23 protein-coding genes are annotated in these 21,704 nt (G+C 67.6%); 12 read left to right on the top strand and 11 right to left on the bottom strand.

Annotated elements, in window-relative coordinates; translation table 11 throughout:
* Positions 1-56: 56 nt before the first annotated feature.
* Genes NQK81_RS17595 through NQK81_RS17585 form a run of 3 tightly spaced genes read right to left on the bottom strand, consistent with a single transcriptional unit; the run spans position 57 to position 2,813 of the window.
* Positions 57-566 (bottom strand): DUF1003 domain-containing protein, encoded by a 510-nt coding sequence (locus NQK81_RS17595; protein ID WP_257489048.1) that lies wholly within the window; start codon positions 564-566, stop codon positions 57-59.
* Positions 559-1,857 carry a magnesium transporter MgtE N-terminal domain-containing protein gene (locus tag NQK81_RS17590; RefSeq protein WP_126736355.1) on the bottom strand — a complete coding sequence of 433 codons (1,299 nt, stop codon included), beginning with the start codon at positions 1,855-1,857 and terminating at the stop codon, positions 559-561. The genes NQK81_RS17595 and NQK81_RS17590 overlap by 8 nt, the downstream gene beginning before the upstream one ends.
* A 44-nt stretch (positions 1,858-1,901) precedes the next feature.
* A complete protein-coding gene (locus NQK81_RS17585; RefSeq protein WP_257489047.1) occupies positions 1,902-2,813 on the bottom strand; it encodes an aminoglycoside phosphotransferase family protein in 912 nt (303 codons plus the stop codon).
* Positions 2,814-2,901: 88 nt separating this feature from the next.
* On the opposite strand from NQK81_RS17585, the gene NQK81_RS17580 reads away from it, so the two are divergent.
* Positions 2,902-3,750, top strand: coding sequence for a slipin family protein (locus tag NQK81_RS17580; RefSeq protein WP_257489046.1), 849 nt, complete (start codon positions 2,902-2,904; stop codon positions 3,748-3,750).
* 47 nt (positions 3,751-3,797) lie between these two features.
* Here the strand turns inward: NQK81_RS17580 and NQK81_RS17575 are convergent, their stop codons facing one another.
* From NQK81_RS17575 to NQK81_RS17565, 3 genes are read right to left on the bottom strand one after another with little or no spacing between them, the layout of a single operon-like run.
* Positions 3,798-4,448 carry a DUF4190 domain-containing protein gene (locus tag NQK81_RS17575; RefSeq protein WP_257489045.1) on the bottom strand — a complete coding sequence of 217 codons (651 nt, stop codon included), beginning with the start codon at positions 4,446-4,448 and terminating at the stop codon, positions 3,798-3,800.
* 49 nt (positions 4,449-4,497) lie between these two features.
* A complete protein-coding gene (locus NQK81_RS17570; protein WP_126736351.1) occupies positions 4,498-4,872 on the bottom strand; it encodes a DUF4190 domain-containing protein in 375 nt (124 codons plus the stop codon).
* Positions 4,873-4,903: 31 nt separating this feature from the next.
* Entirely contained in the window at positions 4,904-5,221 is a 318-nt protein-coding gene (locus tag NQK81_RS17565; protein WP_257489044.1) for a DUF4190 domain-containing protein, read from the bottom strand.
* A gap of 158 nt (positions 5,222-5,379) precedes the next feature.
* Between NQK81_RS17565 and NQK81_RS17560 the strand changes: the two genes are divergently transcribed.
* The 7 genes from NQK81_RS17560 (at position 5,380) to NQK81_RS17530 (ending at position 12,810) form a co-directional block, all read left to right on the top strand.
* A complete protein-coding gene (locus NQK81_RS17560) occupies positions 5,380-6,576 on the top strand; it encodes an acyl-CoA dehydrogenase family protein (RefSeq protein ID WP_126736350.1) in 1,197 nt (398 codons plus the stop codon).
* Between the two features lie 85 nt (positions 6,577-6,661).
* Positions 6,662-7,171 carry a YflT domain-containing protein gene (locus tag NQK81_RS17555; protein WP_257489043.1) on the top strand — a complete coding sequence of 170 codons (510 nt, stop codon included), beginning with the start codon at positions 6,662-6,664 and terminating at the stop codon, positions 7,169-7,171.
* 245 nt (positions 7,172-7,416) lie between these two features.
* Positions 7,417-8,739, top strand: coding sequence for an ABC transporter substrate-binding protein (locus tag NQK81_RS17550; protein WP_257489042.1), 1,323 nt, complete (start codon positions 7,417-7,419; stop codon positions 8,737-8,739).
* On the top strand, positions 8,736-9,686 hold the full coding sequence (locus NQK81_RS17545) for a carbohydrate ABC transporter permease (protein WP_257489041.1): 951 nt from the start codon (positions 8,736-8,738) through the stop codon (positions 9,684-9,686). Before NQK81_RS17550 ends, NQK81_RS17545 begins: the two co-directional genes overlap by 4 nt.
* Complete coding sequence (locus NQK81_RS17540) at positions 9,686-10,528, top strand: carbohydrate ABC transporter permease (protein ID WP_126736347.1); 843 nt, start codon at positions 9,686-9,688, stop codon at positions 10,526-10,528. The genes NQK81_RS17545 and NQK81_RS17540 overlap by 1 nt, the downstream gene beginning before the upstream one ends.
* Before the next feature lie 3 nt (positions 10,529-10,531).
* On the top strand, positions 10,532-11,710 hold the full coding sequence (locus tag NQK81_RS17535) for an ABC transporter ATP-binding protein (protein ID WP_192746581.1): 1,179 nt from the start codon (positions 10,532-10,534) through the stop codon (positions 11,708-11,710).
* A gap of 338 nt (positions 11,711-12,048) precedes the next feature.
* The gene (locus NQK81_RS17530) at positions 12,049-12,810 is read left to right on the top strand and encodes an NPP1 family protein (protein WP_257489040.1); all 762 of its coding nucleotides are present in this window, start codon (positions 12,049-12,051) and stop codon (positions 12,808-12,810) included.
* Positions 12,811-12,816: 6 nt separating this feature from the next.
* On the opposite strand, the gene NQK81_RS17525 is transcribed toward NQK81_RS17530, so the two are convergent.
* Positions 12,817-12,969 carry a PspC domain-containing protein gene (locus NQK81_RS17525; RefSeq protein WP_016331469.1) on the bottom strand — a complete coding sequence of 51 codons (153 nt, stop codon included), beginning with the start codon at positions 12,967-12,969 and terminating at the stop codon, positions 12,817-12,819.
* 247 nt (positions 12,970-13,216) lie between these two features.
* Here NQK81_RS17525 and NQK81_RS17520 point away from each other — a divergent pair, with 247 nt between their 5' ends.
* Complete coding sequence (locus NQK81_RS17520; protein WP_257489039.1) at positions 13,217-14,140, top strand: hypothetical protein; 924 nt, start codon at positions 13,217-13,219, stop codon at positions 14,138-14,140.
* Between the two features lie 340 nt (positions 14,141-14,480).
* On the opposite strand, the gene NQK81_RS17515 is transcribed toward NQK81_RS17520, so the two are convergent.
* A complete protein-coding gene (locus tag NQK81_RS17515) occupies positions 14,481-15,158 on the bottom strand; it encodes a TetR/AcrR family transcriptional regulator (RefSeq protein ID WP_257489038.1) in 678 nt (225 codons plus the stop codon).
* 122 nt (positions 15,159-15,280) lie between these two features.
* Between NQK81_RS17515 and NQK81_RS17510 the strand changes: the two genes are divergently transcribed.
* On the top strand, positions 15,281-16,807 hold the full coding sequence (locus tag NQK81_RS17510) for an MFS transporter (protein ID WP_257489037.1): 1,527 nt from the start codon (positions 15,281-15,283) through the stop codon (positions 16,805-16,807).
* A 59-nt stretch (positions 16,808-16,866) separates the two neighbouring features.
* On the opposite strand, the gene NQK81_RS17505 is transcribed toward NQK81_RS17510, so the two are convergent.
* From NQK81_RS17505 to corA, 3 genes are all read right to left on the bottom strand, one after another.
* Positions 16,867-17,712 carry a ParB N-terminal domain-containing protein gene (locus NQK81_RS17505; protein ID WP_126736340.1) on the bottom strand — a complete coding sequence of 282 codons (846 nt, stop codon included), beginning with the start codon at positions 17,710-17,712 and terminating at the stop codon, positions 16,867-16,869.
* Positions 17,709-18,356, bottom strand: a complete 648-nt coding sequence (locus NQK81_RS17500; protein WP_257489036.1) for a metallophosphoesterase family protein — start codon at positions 18,354-18,356, stop codon at positions 17,709-17,711. The genes NQK81_RS17505 and NQK81_RS17500 overlap by 4 nt, the downstream gene beginning before the upstream one ends.
* 177 nt (positions 18,357-18,533) lie before the next feature.
* Positions 18,534-19,622: a magnesium/cobalt transporter CorA gene (corA, locus tag NQK81_RS17495; RefSeq protein WP_034313298.1), complete on the bottom strand. Its 1,089-nt coding sequence runs from the start codon at positions 19,620-19,622 to the stop codon at positions 18,534-18,536.
* A 324-nt stretch (positions 19,623-19,946) separates the two neighbouring features.
* Between corA and NQK81_RS17490 the strand changes: the two genes are divergently transcribed.
* Together NQK81_RS17490 and NQK81_RS17485 are read left to right on the top strand one after the other, a co-directional pair.
* Positions 19,947-20,450 (top strand): MaoC family dehydratase, encoded by a 504-nt coding sequence (locus NQK81_RS17490; protein WP_034313413.1) that lies wholly within the window; start codon positions 19,947-19,949, stop codon positions 20,448-20,450.
* A 33-nt stretch (positions 20,451-20,483) separates the two neighbouring features.
* On the top strand, positions 20,484-21,587 hold the full coding sequence (locus NQK81_RS17485; protein ID WP_257489035.1) for a DUF2332 domain-containing protein: 1,104 nt from the start codon (positions 20,484-20,486) through the stop codon (positions 21,585-21,587).
* Positions 21,588-21,704 lie beyond the last annotated feature (117 nt).

Here is a 21,704-nt window from a genome sequence, read left to right as displayed (position 1 = left end):
GCGGCAGGGCGTCCAGAGGGTAAGAAGTGACTGCTTGGCGCCCTGGTTACCGAAGATCAAGTACCGGTAGGTGCGCGGTCGGGTTTGGCCTTGCGCGGCTTGGCGTCGAGATCCTCACGGAGCCGGTCGAGTTCGCCCCGCAGGAAGTCCCGCGTGGCGACCTCGCCGAGCGCGATCCGCAGCGACGCCAGCTCCCGCGCGAGGTATTCGGTGTCGGCCTTGGTCTGCGCGGCGCGGTTCCGGTCCTCCTCCAGGGAGACGCGGTCGCGGTCGTCCTGCCGGTTCTGCGCCAGCAGGATCAGCGGCGCGGCGTACGCGGCCTGCGTCGAGAACGCCAGGTTCAGCAGGATGAACGGGTACGGGTCCCATTGCAGCGAGACCGCGACCAGGTTCAGCACGATCCAGATGATGACGATCAGCGTCTGCCAGAACAGGTACTTGCCGGTGCCGAGGAACCGCGCGATCCGTTCGGTGAACCGGCCGAACGAATCGGGGTCGATGTTCAGCCTGAACCGGCTCTGGCCGCGGGGCTGGTCCAGCCGCCGCCCGGGCAAAAGTTCAGGCACGTTCGGTCTCCTCGGTGATCTCTCCGGTGATGTCGTGCAGCCCGGTCTCGCGCCAGTCCTCCGGCAGCAGGTGGTCGAGGACGTCGTCGACGGTGACCGCGCCGAGCAGGTGGTCTTCGGCGTCCACCACCGGCCCGCAGGTGAGGTTGTAGGCGGCGAAGTACCGCGTGACCTCGGACAGCGAAGCGTTCGGCTTCAGCGCGGGCAGCTGGGAGTCGATGGCGCTCGCCACCATCTCCGCGGGTGGTTCGCGCAGCAGCCGCTGGAAGTGGACGACGCCGACGAACCGCCCGGTCGGCGTCTCGGTCGGCGGACGGCAGACGAACACCATGCTCGCCAGCGCCACCGGGAGGTCGGCGTTGCGGATGTGCGCGAGCGCCTCGGCGACCGTGGCGTCCGGCGTCAGCACCACCGGCTCCGGGGTCATCAAGCCGCCCGCGGTGTCGGAGGAATACTCCAGCAGCCGCTTCACCGGTGCCGACTCCTCGGGTTCCATCAGCTCCAGGAACCGGTTCTGCTCGGCGGGCGCCAGCTCGGCCAGCAGGTCGGCGGCGTCGTCGGGATCCATCGCTTCGAGGATGTCGGCGGCGCGTTCCTCGGCGAGGTAGGACAGCAGTTCCTTCTGGTCGTCTTCGGGAAGCTCCTCGATGACGTCGGCGAGGTGTTCGTCGTCCATCGCGTCGGCGACCTCGTGCCGTCGTTTGAGCGGCAGGTCGCGGACCGTGGCGGCGACGTCGGCCGCGCGCATGGTGTCGAACAGCATCAGCAGCTGCGCCGCGCCCTGGGTCTGGCCGGTCAGGTCGGTGAGGCCGAGCCCGGACACCTCCGCCCACGGCAGCACCTGCATCGCCGATCGTCGTCTGCCGAGGCCGAGCCTGCTCGACCGTTCCCGGATCGCGAGTTTGGCGAGCACCCAGTCCCGCGTGCGCGTCGGCTCCATGCCGGCGTCGACGACGGTGACCCGGGTGTCCGAGCCGGCGAGGGTGGCGTGCGCGTCGAACAGCTGCCCGACCACCAGCACCTCGTTGGGCCGCTGGTGGAACCGCCGCATGTTCACCGATCCGGTGGCGAGCGTGATCGCGCTGGGTTCGATCGAGGTCACGCGCAACATCGGCACGAACACCCGCCGCCTCGTCGTCAGCTCGACGACGATGCCCAGGATTCGTGGCGGTTGCTGGTCCAGGCGCAGGCCCGCCACGAGGTCCCGCACCTTGCCGATCGATTCACCATCGGGGCCGAAAACCGGCAAACCGGCCAGCTGAGCTGCGAATACCCTGTTCACGGCTGCCATGCCCGAAGGTTATCCGCTCCCGGGGCCGGAGACGATTCGTGTGATCACCGCAATGCCCAGGCGGCGATTCCGGGAACGGCGGCGTAGGCCGGGTCTTCGGCGAGACTTTCGGGCGATGCGCCCTCGGCGAGGTCTTCGTACAGCCAGGTCCAGTTCTGCACCGCGCGGACCAGCGTCCACTCCCGCGCGCGTCCGGCGTCCACCCCGGCGGCCGCGGCGAACCACGCGAGCTTTTCGTCCATTGTGGACTCTTCTGCCCGGTTCCAGAGGATCGAGATCGCGCCGAACTCGAGATCGCCCGAAAGCGGCTTCGGGTCGATCACCAGCCACGGTTCGCGGTCCCCGGCGAGGACGTTCTCGAAATGCAGGTCCTCGTTGACCATCAGCTCCCCGGCCTCCGGTCCGAGCCGCGCGCAGATCTCCACCGCGGCGTCGATGTACTCGCGATCGAACGGTTCCCCCAGTTCGCTCCAGGTCTCCGGGAGTTCCGTGACCAGTTCCGCGGCTTCCTCGCGAAGGGAACGCCGCAGCGTGGCGGGAGCGGGGACGGCCAGCCGTCGCGCCAGGGCGCCGACGGTCTCGACGGCCTCCTGGATCGGCTCGGTTTCGAGCGACCGGCTCGCGTCGAGCCGCTCCAGGAGGAGGACGCCGTCCTCGGGCACGTTGTCGTACATCAGGACCGCGCCCTGACCGGCCCAAGTGGACAGTGCGAGCGGTTCGTCGTCGGATTCCTCGTGCGGCCAGCCGAGTTTGAGGATCGCGGGGGAGCCGTCCGCGCGGCGCACGGGCTGCGCGACGCCGACGAAGCCGTGCATGGCCTCGCCGTCGTATTCCAGCTGCCACTTCGCGGTGTACTTCTCGGCGAGGAACGGGAGGGAATCGAGCCATTCGGCGGCTCCCGGTCCGAGGTCGGCGGCGCGGTCGAGGAACTTGGGCGGGATCTTGAAACCGGTCACGAACCCACCTTGGCAGGCCTGTCCACCGTGTTTCCCTCGTGACCCGCCGGGCGTACCGTGAACAGCGAGAACAACCCCGGGAGCAGCCATGGTGGTGGAGATTCTCAGTGCGATCGCCGTCGCGGGCGGTGCTTGGCTCGCGACCAGCCTTCGCGTGGTGAAACAGTACGAACGCGGTCTCGTGTTCCGGTTCGGGCGGGTGCGCCCCGCCATCCGGCAGCCGGGGCTCGCGCTGCTGGTGCCGATCGCGGACAGGCTGCAGAAGGTCAACATGCAGATCGTCACGATGCCGATCCCCGCGCAGGACGGCATCACCCGCGACAACGTCACCGTGCGGGTGGACGCGGTCGTGTACTTCAAGGTGATCGACCCGGTGCTGGCCGCGGTCAACGTCCAGGACTACCGCTCGGCCGTCGGCCAGGTCGCGCAGACCTCGCTGCGGTCCATCATCGGCAAGAGCGACCTCGATGACCTGCTGTCGAACCGCGAACGGCTGAACGAGGGCCTGGAGCTGATGATCGACAGCCCGGCCTTGGACTGGGGCATCCACATCGACCGCGTCGAGATCAAGGACGTCGCACTGCCGGAGTCGATGAAACGCTCGATGTCGCGCCAGGCCGAAGCCGAACGCGAACGGCGGGCACGGGTCATCTCGGCCGACGGCGAACTGCAGGCGTCGCACAAGCTTTCGCAGGCGGCCGCGACCATGGCCGACACCCCGGCGGCGTTGCAGCTGCGACTGCTGGAGACCGTCGTGCAGGTCTCGGCGGAGAAGAACTCGACGCTGGTCTTGCCGTTCCCGGTGGAGCTGTTGCGCTTCCTCGACGCGAACACGCCGAGGCGGGAGACGCCTTCGGAGGAGCCGGAGGTTTCCGAGGGCAACGGTCAGGTGGCGCCGGCGCCCAGGGAACCGGGCGACGTGGGTCAGGTCTCGTGAGTGGCAAGGACGGTTAGAACCGTCCTTGCCACTCACGAGGCCCAGCGCTACTCGAGCTCCCCGTTCACCCCGAGAATGATCATCGTGCCGATGAAACCGACGTACAGCGCGATCACGACGTAGGCGATGATCACCGCCGCGAGCGCCATGCCGCGTCCACCCGCTTCGCCGCGGTTCGCCCGCGCCAGCCCGATGTGCCCCAGGATCAGCCCGACGATCACCGTCACACAGGAGCAGATCCCGACGAGTGAGCACACCAACCCGGCGATCGCCATCCCGTTGTCCTGCGACCGCGGGGGAGCGACCGCCGCGTACGGGTTGTACGGCTGCGGCGGCGGATACGCCGCGGGCAACGGCACGGGCGTGTACACCGACGGGACCGGCGGTTCCGGCGCCGCGTAGGGCGGCGGCACGGGCTCGGCGGTCAGTGGGTCGATGGCCTGCCCGTACGTCTCGACCGGAACCGGAACGGAAGCCGGCTCGGGAGCGGGAGCGGGATCCGGCGCGGAAGCCGAAGGCGGCTCGAACGGAGCGGGCGGCTCGAACGGCGGGGGCGGGGTGAAGGGTTCCGGTGGCTGAAAGGGCTGCGGGCCCGACACGGTTTCGGGCGCCGAAGACACCACAGTCGGGTCCGAGAAGGTGTTCGAGTCGGTGTAGGACGACGTCGACGGTGTGTCCTGCGAGTCGGAACTGCTCATCCGGTTGCCCCCTGGTTCGTGCGGGACACCACCGTATCGTCCGAACGGGTCACGAGACGCCCGCGGCTCCGATCGCGAGCACCACGAAAACGAACCACAGGATGACCGGGATCAGCCAAAGCGCGGTGACGACGTATCCGATGATCATCCCCGCCTGCGCCATGCCCTGGCCACCCGCTTCGCCGCGTTTGGCCTTCGACAGCGCGATATGCCCGAAGATGATCCCCAGGATCGCGGGGAAGCACATGATCAGCCCGATCAGCGAGCACACCAGCGACGCCACCGCCATGCCCTGGTCCGGCGGCCGCACGTAGGGCTGCTGGACGTAGTACTGCTGAGGCGGCGGCTGGTACGGCTGAAGTCCGTAGGGCTGCTGGAACTGCCCGGACGGCTGCTGCCCGTACGGGTCGTGCGGATTCGTCATGCTGGTCCCCTCGTAGACGAGGACCGTATCGCTACCGGAAAGCCCCGTGTTTCGCGGCGATGTTCAGCGCGACAGGGATCGCGATGGCGTACAGGACGATCATCAGATAGCCGACGATGAACGCGGCGAGCGCCATGCCCTTGCCGCCGGCCTCGTCGCGCCGGGCCTTCGCGAAGGCGACGTGCCCCAGGACGATCCCCGGGATCACGGACACCAGCCCGATCAGCCCGAAGAGTGAAAAGATCAGGGCCGCCGTCGCGAGACCGGAATCCTTGCTCCGCGCCGGAGCCTGGTTCGGGAAGGCGTACTGCTGTTGCGGCGGGAACCCGCCAAAGGGCTGCTGAGCCACGTTTCGTCCCCCTCGGACTGTGATCGGCTTGTCACTGTAGTGGCATGCTCACGGATGGCGTACGCGTGACTGCGCTCATAGCGAGGTCCCACGTCAGCCGTCATACTCACCGGTAACCCAGCGCCGGGAGCCCGGTGCGCGCGAATTTAGGAGCAGCGATGGCTCGCCTCGCCCAGACCGCCGGCTTGACCGACGTGCAGTCCGAAATCCTGGCCACGGTCCGCCAGTTCGTGGACAAGGAGGTCATCCCGCGCGCGCAGGAGCTGGAGCATTCCGACACCTATCCCGCCGACATCGTCGAGGGGATGAAGGAGATGGGCCTGTTCGGGCTCACCATCCCGGAGGAGTACGGCGGCCTCGGTGAATCGCTGCTGACCTACGCGCTCGTGGTCGAGGAGATCGCGCGCGGCTGGATGAGCGTCTCCGGTGTCATCAACACGCACTTCATCGTCGCGCACATGATCAAGCAACACGGGACGCCGGAGCAGAAGCAGCACTTCCTGCCGCGGATGGCGACCGGCGAGGTCCGCGGCTCGTTCTCGATGTCCGAGCCCGACCTCGGCTCCGACGTCGCCGCGATCAAGACCCGCGCCCGCAGGACCGACGACGGGTACGTCATCGACGGTTCGAAGATGTGGCTGACCAACGGCGGCAGCTCCAACCTGATCGCGCTGCTGGTCAAGACCGACGAAGGCGCCGAGAAGGCTCACCAGAACCTCACCACGTTCCTGGTCGAGAAGCCCGAGGGCTTCGGTGAGGTCGCACCCGGCCTCACCATCCCCGGCAAGATCGACAAAATGGGCTACAAGGGCGTCGACACCACCGAAGCCGTGTTCGACGGCTTCAAGATCGGCGCGGACAAGGTCCTCGGCGAGGCGCCGGGCAAGGGCTTCGCGTACATGATGGACGGTGTCGAGGTCGGCCGCGTCAACGTCGCCGCCCGCGCCTGCGGCATCGCGATCCGCGCGTTCGAGCTCGCCGTCGAGTACGCCCAGCAGCGCAAGACCTTCGGCAAGGCCATCGCCGAGCACCAGGCGGTCGCGTTCAAACTCGCCGAAATGGCCACCAAGGTCGAGGCCGCGCACCTGATGATGGTCAACGCCGCCCGCCTCAAGGACTCCGGCGAACGCAACGACGTCGAAGCCGGCATGGCCAAGCTGATCGCCAGCGAGTACTGCGCCGAAGTCACCCAGGACTCCTTCCGTATCCACGGCGGCTACGGCTACTCCAAGGAATACGAGATCGAGCGCCTCATGCGCGAGGCGCCGTTCCTGCTCATCGGCGAAGGCACCAGCGAAATCCAGAAGACCATCATCAGCCGCGGCCTGCTCCGCGAGTACAAGTCCCGCTCCTGAAGGAGCTGAAGGCGTCCTTCAGCTCACGTTCGCGCCTTTCGCCCGTCCTTGAGAAGATGGACCAGGACGGGCGAGAGGTGATTACGTGAGTGCTCCCTTTGGCGGAAGGGCCGCGGGCGGGCTGCCCAGGCTGCCGACACCGCCTACCGGCTGGCCGATCGGTTCCTACGCGACGTACGGCGAAGCCCAGCAAGCCGTCGGTTTCCTCGCGGAGAAGGAGTTCGGCGTCTCCGACGTGACCATCGTCGGCGTCGACCTGATGCTCGTCGAGCGCGTCGTCGGACGGCTGAGCTGGGGCCGGGTGCTGGGCACCGGTGCGGTGTCCGGCGCGTGGTTCGGCCTGATCATCGGGTTGCTGCTGGGCATGTTCAACAACCAGGGTTTCGCCTGGCAGCCCATGATCGGCGGGCTCGTGCTCGGCATCCTGGCGTGGACGGTCTTCGCGGCGATCAGCTACAGCATGTCCCGCCGCGACTTCTCCTCCGCGAGCCAGCTGGTCGCGGGCCGGTACGACGTCCTCTGCCAGCCGCGTTCGGCCGAACAGGGGCGCGAGCTCCTCGCCCAGCTGGCGTTGGGCGGCCGTCCCACCGGGTGACGCGGGGGCCGGGCCACTGACATTCGGCGGTACTCGTTCACCTGTTCGTCGTGCGGTCCGCTGAATCGTTACCGATACTGCTTGCGGGCGGTGATCGCCCGGAATAGGTTGCACAACACCAGTCGGGCGGTCGCGTACTCCAGCGTGTCCGCCCGAGCACTAGCACGTCGGGGTGCTGGCGCGCGGGCTTCTTCAACGCGTCCTAGTGCCGCCGTTCCCCGGGCGTGCGCGGGTGAGGAGGCCTCATGGGGAAGAGGATGAGCGCGAGCCGGAGGGGCCGCTCGCCAGGCCGCACCGGCTCGCTACTCGGCGCGGTGGCGCTGACGGCCGGCTTGCTGGCGGGTTGCGGTTCGGACGCCGGGCTGAAGATCAACGTCTACTACGCGCCCGAAGACAATTTCCAGTCCGTTGTGGACGATTGCACCAAGGCATCGGGCGGGCGGTACGAGGTCGTGTACAACAAGCTCCCGCGCCCGGCCGACGGCCAGCGGGAACAGATGGTGCGACGGCTGGCCGCCGGGGACGATTCGCTCGACGTCCTCGGGCTGGACGTCACCTGGGTCTCGGAGTTCGCCGAGGCGGGCTGGGTCGACGAATGGACGGGTGAAGCCAAGGCGGAGGCGACCGCCGGTGTCCTGCCCGGTCCGCTCGAAACCGCCACGTGGAACGGAAAGCTCTTCGCGGCGACCAAGAACACCAACGTCCAGCTGCTCTGGTACGACGACCGCCTGACCCCGACGCCGCCGAAGACCTGGGACGAGATGATCCAGCAGGCACAGGCGCTCAAGGCACAGGGCAAGCCGGCGAACGTCGTGTTCACCGGCGCGCAGTACGAAGGCCTGGTCGTCATCTACAACACGCTCGTCGAGTCGGCGGGCGGCAAGATCCTGTCCGACGACGGCAAGTCGGTCGTGATGGACGAGGGCGCGGTCAAGGCGCTGGAGATGCTCAAGAAGGTCACCACGGCCGGGATCACCGACCCGTCGCTGACCAACTCCAAGGAGGACGAGGTCCGCCAGGCCTTCCAGCGCGGCAACGCCGCCTTCGAGCTGAACTGGCCGTTCGTCTACGCCTCCTACGCCAAGGAGAAGAAGGACGAACTCCAGCACTTCAAGTGGACCACCTACCCGGAGTTCGAAGCGGGTAAGCCCGCCAAGACCACGATCGGTGGCTACAACCTGGCGGTCAGCTCGACCTCGAAGCACAAGGCCGAGGCCTACGAGGTCGCGCTGTGCCTGCGCAGCGCGAAGAACCAGAAGTTCTCCGCGCTCAAGGACGGTGTCCCGCCGACGATCGAATCCCTCTACACGGACACGCTGCCACTCGACGCGACGGCACCGCAGAGTGACGACAACCCGAGTATGGAAACGAAGTACCCGATGCGGGAAACGATCCTGGAGGCCCTCAAGGACGCCGCCGTGCGTCCGCTGACCCCGGCCTACCAGAACGCCTCGACGGTGTTGTCGAAGGTGCTTTCCCCGCCTTCCGCCATCGATCCGCGGAAGACGGCGGAAAAACTCAAAGAAGAACTCGCCGACGCGCTCCAGTCGAAGGGGGTGATCCCGTGACCGTGCAGGAAACCGCAGGTTCGGCGACCGCGGCCAAACCGGGCAAGAAGGCGAAACCCGTTCTCAGTGAAGGAAAGAAGGCCGAGCGCAGACTCGGGCTGTGGCTGTGCGCCCCGGCCGCGATCGTGATGATCGCGGTCACCGGGTACCCGATCATCTACTCGATCTGGCTCTCCCTGCAGCGCTACGACCTCAGGTTCCCGGCGCAGCAGGAGTTCGTCGGCCTCGACAACTACATCGCGGTGCTGTCCAACGGTTACTGGTGGACGGCGTTCGGGACGACGATGGGGCTGACCATCGTTTCGGTGGTGATCGAGTTCGTCCTCGGTATGGGGCTGGCGCTGATCATGCACCGGACGCTGGTCGGGCGGGGCCTCGTGCGGACGGTCGCCCTGATCCCGTACGGCATCGTGACGGTGGTCGCGGCGTTCTCCTGGTACTACGCCTGGACGCCGGACACGGGTTATCTGGCCAACCTGTTCTTCCCGGACAGCGCGCCGTTGACCGAGTATTGGCCGTCCCTGGCGATCATCGTGCTGGCCGAGGTGTGGAAGACGACGCCGTTCATGGCGCTGCTGCTGATGGCGGGCCTCGCGCTGGTGCCGGACGACCTGCTGAAGGCCGCGGCGATGGACGGCGCGACGGCGTGGCAGCGGTTCACGAAGGTGATGCTGCCGGTGATGAAGCCGGCGATCCTGGTGGCGCTGCTGTTCCGCACGCTGGACGCGTTCCGCATCTTCGACAACATCTTCGTGCTCACCAACGGCGCGCAGGACACGTCGTCGGTGTCGATGCAGACCTACAACAACCTGGTCAAGGGGCTGAACCTCGGGATCGGGTCGACGATGGCGGTGCTGATCTTCATCACGGTGGCGATCATCGCGTTCATCTTCATCAAGGTGTTCGGCACGGCCGCACCTGGTAGTGACAACGGGGGTAAGCGCTGATGGCGATCGGTGGAGCGGTCACTCCCGGCCGCAAGTTGAAGTGGGGCCTAGTCGACATCCTCGTGCTGGTGTTCGCGCTGTTCCCGGTGCTCTGGGTGGTCTCGCTTTCGTTCAAGACCAAGGAGACACTGGACGACGGGAACTTCATCCCGTCGGAATGGACGTGGCAGAACTACGCGGACATCTTCGAGACCACGGAGTTCATCAGGGCGCTGGTGAACTCGATCGGGATCGCGATCATCGCGACGGTGATCGCGGTCGTCCTCGGCACGATGGCGGCGTACGCGATCGCGCGGCTGGACTTCCCCGGCAAGCAGGTGCTGGTCGGGATGTCGCTGCTGATCGCGATGTTCCCGCAGGTGTCGCTGGTGACGCCGCTGTTCAACATCGAACGTGAGCTTGGCCTGTTCGACACCTGGCCGGGGCTGATCCTGCCCTACATCACGTTCGCGCTGCCGCTGTCGATCTACACGCTGTCCGCGTTCTTCCGGGAGATCCCGTGGGAGCTGGAAAAGGCGGCGAAGATGGACGGCGCGACCCCGGCGCAGGCGTTCCGGAAGGTGATCGCGCCACTGGCGGCACCGGGGGTGTTCACCACCGCGATCCTGGTGTTCATCTTCTGCTGGAACGACTTCCTGTTCGCGATCTCGCTGACCTCGACCGAGGCCTCGCGCACGGTCCCGGCGGCGTTGTCGTTCTTCACCGGGTCGTCGCAGTTCGAAGACCCGACCGGGACGATCTCCGCGGCCGCCGTGGTGATCACCGTCCCGATCATCCTGTTCGTGTTGTTCTTCCAGCGTCGCATCGTGGCGGGGCTGACGTCCGGTGCGGTGAAGGGCTGACCCATGGCTGAAATCGTTCTCGAAAAAGTGTCCAAGAAGTACCCCGACGGCGCCCTCGCGGTGTCCGAAGTGGACATCACGATCGCCGACGGTGAGTTCATCATCCTGGTCGGCCCGTCCGGCTGCGGGAAGTCCACGACGCTGAACATGGTCGCCGGGCTGGAGGACATCTCCTCCGGCGAACTGCGCATCGACGGCCAGCGCGTCAACGAGAAGGCGCCGAAGGACCGCGACATCGCGATGGTGTTCCAGTCCTACGCGCTGTACCCGCACATGAGCGTGCGGGAGAACATGGCGTTCCCGCTGCGGCTGGCCAAGGTCGACGACAAGACCGTGCGGGCGAAGGTCGAAGAAGCCGCGAAGATCCTCGATCTGACCGGGCACCTGGACCGCAAACCGGCGAACCTCTCCGGTGGTCAGCGGCAGCGGGTCGCGATGGGACGCGCGATCGTCCGCAACCCAAAGGCGTTCCTGATGGACGAGCCACTGTCCAATCTGGACGCGAAACTCCGCGGCCAGATGCGGACGTCGGTGTCGAAGATCCAGAAACAGCTCGGCACGACGACGCTCTACGTCACGCACGACCAGACCGAGGCGATGACCCTCGGCGACCGGGTCGTCGTGCTCCGGGCGGGTTACGTGCAGCAGATCGGGTCGCCGCAGTTCCTCTACGACAACCCGGCGAACCTGTTCGTGGCCGGGTTCATCGGCAGCCCGTCGATGAACTTCGTCCCCGCGACGCTGGAGAACGGGGCGGCCCGCAGCGCGCTGGGCGACATCCCGCTCACCGACCGGGTGCGGCGGCTGGTCGAAGCCGCCGACGCGCCGCGTGAGGTCATCGTCGGTATCCGGCCGGAGCACTTCGAGGACGCCGCGCTGGTGGACGCCGCCGCCCGCCAGGGCGCGACGTTCACCGCCCACGTCGACGTCCTCGAGTCGATGGGTTCCGAGAAGTTCGCGCACTTCTCGGTCGAGGGTGAGGCCGCGTCGTCGTCCGACCTCGCGGATCTCGCCGCCGACAGCGGTTCCTCGGACGTCCCCGGCGCCGAGTCGCAGATCGTGGCCCGCCTGTCGGCGGCCTCGTCGGCGGCGGAGAACCAGGACGTCGAGCTGTGGTTCGACGCGGACAAGATCAAGTTGTTCGACGGGGCCAGCGGCAAGAACCTGACCTACACCGACTGACCCCTGTAGCGCGTGAAGGCCCCCTTCCCTCGGCTCAGCCGAGGGAAGGGGGCCTTCACGCGCGCCCCGCGCGCCCAGTCGTAACTCGCGTGATCGAAGCCGTAACTCGCGTGCCTCAGGCCGTAACTCACGTGTCTCGAGCCGGAAGACTCCGTCCCGCCGGGCCTCGGTCGTGTTCGCCGCCCAATCACGCGAGTTACGCCTCCGATCACGCGTGTGCGGTGTCGGAGACCGGTCGCGATTGTCCACTTCGGACATCGGGGATTCCCCACCTTCGGCGGTTTACGTCGCTTAGGGTGATCGGGGACCCTCCGGGTACCTAGAGAAGGGTGCCTGCCTTGCCGAAGAAGCCGACACGCCGTCTCCTGCAGGGCCTGGTCGGAGCGGTCCTCATCACCACGCTCGCCCCGGCCGTCGCCTGGGCCGAACCCCCGCAGGCCCTGCCGTCGAACGCTACCGAGGTCGACCGCAAGTGGCAGCCGGCGTTCGACTACGACACCGACGGCTGCTACCCGACGCCCGCGATCTCACCGACCGGCGCGATCGCCACCGGTCTCAAGAACTCCGGCGCCCTCAACGGGCAGTGCCGTGACCAGTCGGACCTCGACAACACCAACTCCTACGCGCGGTCGAAGTGCAACAACGGCTGGTGCGCCCACCTCTACGACCTGTACTTCGAGAAGGACCAGGCTGTCCCGGGCATCGACTGCTGCGGGCACCGGCACGACATCGAACACGTCGTCGTCTGGGTCAACGAGGGCCAGGCCCGGTACGTCTCGACGTCGGCGCACGGCAACTACTCCACCTACGACCGCTCCAAGGTCGCCTGGGAGGGGACCCACCCGAAGATCGTCTATCACAAGGACGGCGCGAGCACCCACTGCTTCCGCATCGCGAGCGCGACCGAACCGCCGGAGAACCACTACAACGCCTGGCAGTACCCGGACCTCGTCAGCTGGGACGGGTTCCCGCCCGGTGTCCGTGACACGCTCGTCCGCGCCGATTTCGGCAGCGCGAGCCTGGCGATCAAGGACGGCTCCTTCGAATACAACCTGGGGAAGGCCAAACCGGCGGGCATCCCCTTCGATCCCAACGCCTGAGGCGGATCAGTACTCGCTCTCGGGGAGGGCGAGCCACAGCACGAGGTAGACGATGAACTGCGGGCCGGGCAGCAGGCAGGACAGCACGGCGAGGAGGCGGACCTTGCCCGGCGTGGTGCCGAAGCGTTTGGCGAGACCGGCGCAGACGCCGCCGATCATGCGGCCCTGGCGCGGTCGGGTCAGGCGGGCGGCTACGGGGTTCGTCACGGTATTTCCCTCTCGGTCGTCACGGTGTGTGAAACCCATTGTCGTCTCGTGACGGCCCTGCCGCATCCCACCGCGGAACGAAACGAACCCTTAAGGGCGTGAAATCGCGGTAAGGCGGTCACCTGGGAAAACGTGACGGACCCTGTGTTCTTCGCCCGTAGGGGCTGGTGTTCCGCGATCTTTTGACGATACTGCTCCGGTGCCCTCGAAGAGACTCAGCGCGGTGATCTGCGGTTTGTTCCTCGTCGCGGCCTGTTCCACGCCGGAACCGGCGGTGACACCTTCGACCACGGCGGGTGAGGAGGCTCTGACCGCTTCCGAAGCGCTCGGGGAATACTCGTCGCTCGATTACTGCAGCCTCGTCGACCAGCGAAAAGTCATCGGCGGCGGAAACGCGGTCAAACCGCCGTTGACCTCTTTCGAGTTCTGCCGTCTCGAATTCGTCGAGGGCGCGAATCGCTACACCGTGACCACCGGCCCGATCACTTCCGGGCAGGATCCGAACAATCAGCCGTACGAATACGCCGGGCCGTTGCCGGAAGGCGTCAGCGTCCAGCGCTCGACGTTCAACGAGGACATCGCCTGCACCCGGCTGCTCACCTTCGCCGATGGGATCAGGCTGTCCATCGCGGTGACCTCCGACGACACGGCGCCCGCCGATCAGGCCGACCGCTGCCGGATCGCCGACGCGACGGTCGACGGCGCGGCCGGGGTGATCGCCGCGCGCAAGGCCGGGCGGCTGAACCTTGACCAGCGTTCGTGGGGCCGCGTCGCGCCGTGCGCGCAGCTCGACCAGCACGAGCTCGACGCCGCCGCCGGTCCGGAGACCAAACCGGCGCCGGCGCTTTCCGGGCACAGCTGCATCCGCGGCAAGGTGAGTTTCTCGCTGTCGGTGGGCGCGGACACCACGCCGGGCGCGACGGAGGCGCTGGGCGGGCGGCAGGTCCAGGTCACCACGTCCGGCGCGTTCTGCCAGGTGACCACGCACCGGCCGATCCCGGGCACCCCGGACCGGGTCGAGCAGGCGATGCTCTCGGTGGTGGGCGTCGACGGGGAGCCGGAAGACGCCACCTGCGCGGCGGCGCGAGAGGTCGCCGCCGCGGTCTTCCCGAAGCTCCCCTGACGCCTTTCCCCCAACGCGTTTAGTCCTCTGGATGCGGTCCTTGCACGCGCAACTACCGCATCCAGAGGACTAAACGCGTGGCCCTCAACTCCAGGGCGCGTGCTCGAAGCCGGAACTCACGTGCTTGGAGGCGTAACTCACGTGATTGGAGGCGTAACTCACGTGACTGACGGCGTAACTCACGTGCTTGGGAGTGGAACTCGCGTGGTTGGGCGGACGACACGCATGACGTCGGGTTCGGCGCGTGCCGTCCCTCTGGACACGTGTGTTGCGCCTCCAATCACGCGAGTTACGCATCCGGGCACGTGAAGGCGCCGCATTCAGAGGACTAAACGCGGGGTCAGCGCAGGCGAGGCAGGCGGAAGGAGCACATCGCCTCGTCCAGCGCCTCGAAGTCGAGGGGCGGATGCGGCAGCGGGGTGGCGCGGCCGGGCTCGGCACGCAGGCCGTCCAGCAGCATCGCGAGGCACCGGCGCCACAGATCCGGCTGGATACCGTGCGTGAACTCAATGACCGAGCCGAGCATCTGGTGCAGGAGCGGGATGTCCGTCGGCATGAAATCGGCGCGGAGGACACCTGCCGTCTGAGCCCGCTCGACGAGCTGTGTGATCAACGGCACCATGCGCGATTTCGCCTCGGCGACGCGCTCCTGGCCGAAGACGTTCGACAGCATGACTTCGCGTAACCCGCGGTCACCGGCGTGCAGTTCGGCCGCGCGCCACGTGAAGCCCGCGAATCCCTCCCAGGGATCTTCGGCGCGAAGCGCCTCTTCGGCGAACTCGCGGATCGTCTCGAACTGGTCGACGAACATGGCCTCGACCAGGTGTTCCTTGCTCGGGAAGCGGCGATAGACCGTGCCCACGCCGACGCCGGCGTGATGCGCGACGTCGTCGAGGGTCGCTTCGAGCCCGCGCTCGCCGAAGACGGTGTGTGCCGCCGCGATGATGCGCTGCCGATTGAGTTCAGCGTCGCGCCGCAACGGCCGCGCCGGTGCGGCGGGAGCGAGTTCCCGAGCCATCCGTCCAGCTTAACAAACGAAGTAGAGGACACTTCTCCACTTCTTGTGTACCTTGGGCGCGGAAAGGGGAGATACCTACTCCACATAGCTTCTTCGTCACTATCGGTGAGGAAACCGCCCGTATGTCTGATTCATCCACCGCTGTCGTCACGCCGCCGGGGGACGCGGCCGCGCAGCACACCAACCCGCACCACGCCAGGAGATGGCTGATCCTGGTGATGATCGGCCTCGCCCAGCTGATGGTCGTTCTCGACGCCACCGTCGTGAACATCGCGCTCCCGTCGGCGCAGCAGGATCTCGAGTTCTCGAACGACGCCCGCCAGTGGGTCGTCACCGCCTACGCGCTCGCGTTCGGCAGCCTGCTCCTGCTGGGCGGGCGGCTCGCGGACCTCTTCGGCCGCAAACGCGCCTTCCTCGTCGGACTCGCCGGCTTCGCCATCGTGTCCGCGATCGGCGGCGCCGCCACCAGCATCGAAATGCTGCTCGTCGCCCGTGCCGCGCAGGGTGTCTTCGGCGCGCTTCTCGCTCCGGCCGCCCTTTCGCTGCTGACCACGACGTTCACCGATCCGAAGGAACGCGGCAAGGCGTTCGGCGTCTTCGGCGCGATCGGCGGCGGCGGCGCGGCGATCGGCCTGCTGCTCGGCGGCGTGCTGACCGAGTACCTCGACTGGCGCTGGTCGATGTACGTCAACATCATCTTCGCGGTGATCGCGTTCGCCGGTTCGGCCGTGCTGCTGAAGAACTCCGAGACCGATGGCCCGCGCCCGAAGCTCGACATCCCGGGCACGATCACCGCGTCGGCCGGTCTCTTCGCGCTCGTCTACGGTTTCGCGAACGCCGAGCGTGACTCGTGGTCCTCGGTGTCGGTGTGGGGTTTCCTCGCCGCCGGTGTCGTCCTGCTGGCCGCGTTCGTCGTGATCCAGCAACGGGTTTCGCATCCGCTGCTGCCGCTGCGGGTTCTGCTCGACCGCGACCGCGGCGGCTCCTACCTCGCGATGTTCCTGCTCGCCATCGGGATGTTCTCGATCTTTCTGTTCCTCACCTTCTACATCCAGCTGAACCTCCAGTTCACGCCCGTGCAGAGCGGGGTCGCGTTCCTGCCGATGGTGGCAACCCTGATGGCGAGCGCGACGTCGGCGACGGCCGTGCTGCTGCCCAAGTTCGGCGCGAAACCGTTGGTGTCACTGGGAATGCTGATCGCCGGCGCCGGACTGTTCTGGCTCTCGGCCATCGACACCACCAGCACGTACGCCGGCGGGGTGCTGTTCCCGCTGATGGTCATGGGTGTCGGCATCGGCCTCGCCATGGCGCCCGCGATGAGCGTCGCGACCTTCGGCGTCGACACGCACGACGCCGGTGTCGCGTCGGCGGCGGTCAACACCGCGCAGCAGGTCGGCGGCTCGATCGGGACCGCGCTGCTGAGCACGCTGGCCGGCAACGCCGCGACGTCGTTCGCCGCTGGGAAGGCGCCTTCGCCGCAGCTGGCGGCCGAAGCGGCTGTGCACAGCTACACGACCGCTTTCGTGTGGGGCGGGTGGATCTTCGTCATCGGTGCGGTGATCTGCGGGCTGCTGCTGCGTTCGGGTGCTCCGGCGAAGGCCCCTGAAGGCGCTTCTCCGGACGCTGCGCCGGTCGCCGTGCACATGTAGTCAAGTACGTGAAGGCCCCCTTCATTGCGCCTAGGTACATGAAGGGGGCCTTCACGTACCTAGGTGGGCCGCGACTGCGACCGCACGGCCTCGAAGACCTCGTCGTCCCACCGGTGCGTCCGGATCAGCCGGTACCGTTCGCACGCCACCCACAGATACGCCTCGGCGTCCGTGCGCGAGCCGATCAGGTCCGCCTGCCGCAGCATCGCCACCACCGGCACGAACTCCTCGTCGAACCACCGCTGCGCCAGCGTCGCGCGATCCGAGTACGCGCCTTCGTCCTGCATCAGCCGGAAGCCCCACGCCTCCACGTGCTCACCGAGCCGCGCGTAGTCCCACGGGTCCGTGAACACCACCGAAGCCCGCGACTGCCCCGACAGCGGGACGCGTTCCAGGAACAGCCGCCGGTAGTCCTTCACGATCAGGTCGCCGCGGTACCGGATCCCGCTCGGGTCCAGTTTGGTCCGCACCTCGGTGACCATCGCCTCTATTGTGGACAGTCGCATCGCGTGCGCCACCGAAACGCGGTGGTGCCCGTCGATGATGAAATGCAGTTCGCCGACGCGGTACACCTCGATCGGCGGAATCGACTCGCCGCGCCGGGTGGCCAGCGCCAGCCGTTCCCAGCGTTCGCGAACCCGCCCGGACGTCGGACGGAAGCGCCGGTCGAAGTCGCGGCCGCGGTCGACGCTGCCGACGATCGAATCGAGCCGGATCACCCGCGCCCCGATCTTCCGTTCGCCGAGATAGCCGAGCGCGTCGACCACCTCGTGGAACGGCAGCATGATGTTGACGTCGTCGGGTTCGCGGCGCAGCCAGTTCGCCAGCCGGGACAGCACCTGACGCCGTCGCGCGCGGAGGAAGTCGTGCTCCGCGTCCGCGCGGGGAAAGCCCGTGTCCTTCATGAGAACTCCATGATCCGGTACCCGACCACGTTGCGGACCGTGGTCCCGCCGACCACCCGGTCCGGCACGGGTTCACCGTGCGGGTGGATATGCCCGTGCAGCAACCACTTCGGGCGCAACAACTCGATCGTGCGATGGAGACAGTCGAAGCCGCGGTGCGGCGGATCCTCGCGGTCGCCGCAGTGCCGCGGCGGCGCGTGCGTGAGCAGGACGTCGACATCCCGCCCGTCCCGCCAGCGGCGGAGCCGGGCCCGGCGTACCAGCCGCCGGGCACGCCGCGCCTGCTGGCGTTGCGTCCACTGGTTAGGCCCGTCGTTGTAGCGGACCGAGCCGCCGAGCCCGGCGATCCGGAGCCCGCCGACGTCGACGATCCGGCCGTCCGCGTTCACCCCGCCCGCCGGCCCGGGCCACACGGCGGGGAAACCGTCCTTCATGGACAGTCCGCCGTAGCGCGTGTAGCCGGACAGGTCGGGGTCGTGGTTGCCGGGGACGAAGACGCACGGCACGTCGAGCGCGCCCGCCAGGAACTCGAGGTAGTCGTACGGCAGGTCGCCGGCGCCGATCACGAGGTCGGCGGGGTGGTTGCGGACGGCGGACGTCCACAACCGCTCTTCGACCTCGTCCGCGACGACCAGCGCTTTCATACGCTCCAGCGTAATGCCGGACGGCCTACTGCGGGCCGTGCGCGAACGCGGGGTCCTTGGCGATGATCGCGACGACGATGCCGAGCCAGACGAGGCAGAACGCCAGCGCCCAGAACTTGAGGTTGGTCAGGATCCTTGGCATGGGGAACTCCAGGTACTACCGAAAGCGGGAAGAGGTCAGAGCCAGCGGTTCTTCCTGAATATTCGGTAGAGCAGGATGCAGACGCCGAAGATGACCGTCATCGCCACCGGGTAGCCGAACCGCCAGTGCAGCTCCGGCATGTAGTCGAAGTTCATCCCGTAGATGCCTGCCAGCGCCGTGGGGACCGCGATGATCGCCGCCCAGGCGGTGATCTTGCGCATGTCGGTGTTCTGCTGGAGGGTGATCTTCGCCAGTGTCGCGTCGACCAGGGTGGTCAGCAGTTCGTCGAAGTTCGCGACCCGCTCCGCCACGGTGGTCAGGTGGTCGGAGACGTCACGGAAGTACGAGCGGACCTCGTCCGGGATCAGCCGCGTGTACCCCTCGGCGAGGCGCTGCAGCGGCGTCCCCAGCGGCATGACCGCGCGGCGCAGCTCCAGCACCTCGCGCTTCATGAAATAGATCTGCTCGGCGCTCACCTTGGACCGCGGCGCGAAGACGTGCGTCTCCATCTCGTCGATGTCCGACTCGATGGCGGTGGTGACGTCGAGATAGTGGTCGACGACGTGGTCCGCGATCGCGTGCAGCACCGCGGACGGCCCGAGGTCGAGCCGCTCCGGGTCCTGGTCGAGTTCGCGGCGCAGCCGGGCGAGCCCCGAGTGGTTCCCGTGCCGCACGGTGATCACGAAGTCGCGGCCGAGGAAGGCCATCAGCTCGCCGGTCTCGACGATCTCGTTCGCCGTCGCGGGCGACTCGTGCTCGACGTACCGGACGGTCTTGAGCACCATGAACAGCGTGTCGTCGTAGCGCTCCAGCTTGGGCCGCTGGTGTGCTTCGAGCGCGTCCTCGACGGCCAGCTCGTGCAGGCCGAAGGTGTCCGCGATGCCCTGGATCTGGACGGCGTCGGGCTCGTGCAGGCCGATCCAGACGAACCCGGCGTGCCGCTTGCGCACCTCTTTGATGGCCTCGGCGTGCGTCCAGCGGCCGGGCAGGCGCTTGCCCTCCACGTACACCGCGCAATCGACGACATACGCCGACAGGGGGACGGGCAGCGGGCGTTCGGGGACGCTCTTGGCGCGGCCGTTGCTCCGGCCGCGAAGGCCGCCGAGCGAGGGAATGGCAGGCATGGGATCTCCTGGGCAGACGTCGTGCGTTGATGCGCGAAGACGACGGGCCAAGCGGTCGGGGGGCCGCTCGGCTAGGCCAGCGTTCCCGGTTTCGTCAGCCCTGCCAGGTGGGGATCCGGCGAGACGTGAAGGCGGAAACGCTGCGACTACTAGGAAGCGGACTATCGCCACTGGACATCGGGTTCCTCACCTCCTTGGCTCGGCGGACGGTTACGCAGTGGTGTTGGTCGCGTTGACGACCCGACACCAATGGTCGAGGGTACTCCTCAACATGAAGGCCTGTCGTTCCAGGCTCACGCCGCGTTACTCGTGCAGGAGGAATGGGTGCAGTTCGGTCGCTATTACGAAGAGTTCGAGGTCGGTGCGGTCTACAAGCACTGGCCGGGCAAAACGGTCACCGAGTACGACGACCACCTGTTCTGCCTCATCACCATGAACCACCATCCGCTGCACCTCGACGCGCACTACGCCGAGGAGACCACCGACTTCGGCAAGAACGTCGTGGTCGGCAACTACATCTACTCGCTGCTGCTGGGGATGTCGGTGCCGGACGTGTCCGGCAAGGCGATCGCGAACCTCGAGGTCGAATCGCTGAAGCACGTGAAGCCGACCTTCCACGGCGACACGATCTACGGCGAGACCGAGGTGCTGGACAAGACGCCGTCGAAGTCGAAGGACGACCGGGGCGTCGTCTACGTCGAGACCCGCGGCTACAAGCAGGACGGCACGATCGTGTGTGTCTTCCGTCGCAAGGTGATGGTGCCGAAGCGGTCTTACGGTGACAGCAGGGGCGGTGAACAGCCCGGCCGCCCGGTTCCGCACGAATAATAGGTGCCACGAACGGGAAGAGGGAGCGCGTCGATGCCCATCGGGCTGGATGAGATCAAGAGCCGTCTGCGGAAGTTCGCGACGGTCGAGGCGGCCGGTGTTTCGCCGCTGTACGAGCACCTGGCGGCGAAGGCGGCCGAGGACGACGACGTCGCCGGGCTCCTGACCGACGCGCGTGGCGGTGAAGCGCGCGGAACGCTGCTCATGGCGACGGCGCACCGGCTCATCCAGGCCGATCCCATCCACCCGCTCTCGCGGTACTACCCGTCCGTCGGTGGTTTCGACGGCGTGGACTCGGAGACGTGGCCGTTGTTCCGCTCGTTCCTGCTGGAACGAGCGGACAAGGCCAGGTCGATCATCTCCTCGCGGTACACGCAGACCAACGAGGTCCGCCGTGCGGCGCTGCTGTACCCCGCGATGACGACGGCGGCGAAGGAGGCGGGCGGCAAGATCGCGCTGCTCGAGGTCGGCTGCAGCGCGGGGCTGCTCCTCGGCATGGACAAATACGCCTACCGCTACCAATGCGACGGCGGCGAACAGCTCACCGCCGGGCCCGCGAAGACCGCCGTCGGCCTGCACTGCGCGCTGGACCTCGCGCCCGGTGCCGTCACGCCGAAGGTGCCGAAGAAGCTGACGATCACCGCCCGCGCCGGCCTCGACCGCGCGCCGGTGGACCTGGCCGACGAGGACGAACTGGCCTGGCTCGAAGCCTGCGTCTGGGCCGACCAGCCGGACCGGATCCGGCTCCTGCGCACGGCCGCGGCGGCGCAGGGCAAGCAGCGGCCGGAGCTGATCGCGGGCGACGCGGTCGACGATCTCGCCGCCGCGGCGGCCACCCTGCCCGCCGACGCTCCGCTCGTGGTCTTGACCAGTCACGTGCTGGCGTACCTGGGGGAGCGGCGGGCGGACTTCATCGAGGCGCTCCGGAAACTCGCCGCGGACCGGCCGTTGTGGTGGGTCAGCGAGGAGTTCTACGCCGCCGCGCTGGAACCCTTGGTGCCCGGCCGGGCCGATCTGGCCGAACCGGTGGACCAGGCCGTGCTTGGACTGGTCCGCTGGGATGCCGGTGTCCCGGACGTGCGGGCATTGGCCCGGACGGCCCCGCACGGGCAGCGGATGACCTGGTTGCCCGTTTAGCCACGCCACGCCCAGGTTTCCCCATTCGGCTCTCCGCAGATGTCGGCAATGCGTCGGGAAGGCCGCTTTTCACCTCTTGTGCTGCTTTATCCCGGTGACTTTTGCCGAATCGTGTAC

It is taken from the genome of Amycolatopsis roodepoortensis (genome assembly GCF_024628825.1).
GTDB classification, from domain to species: Bacteria; Actinomycetota; Actinomycetes; order Mycobacteriales; family Pseudonocardiaceae; genus Amycolatopsis; species Amycolatopsis roodepoortensis.
This window is presented reverse-complemented; position numbering and strand designations above follow the sequence as displayed.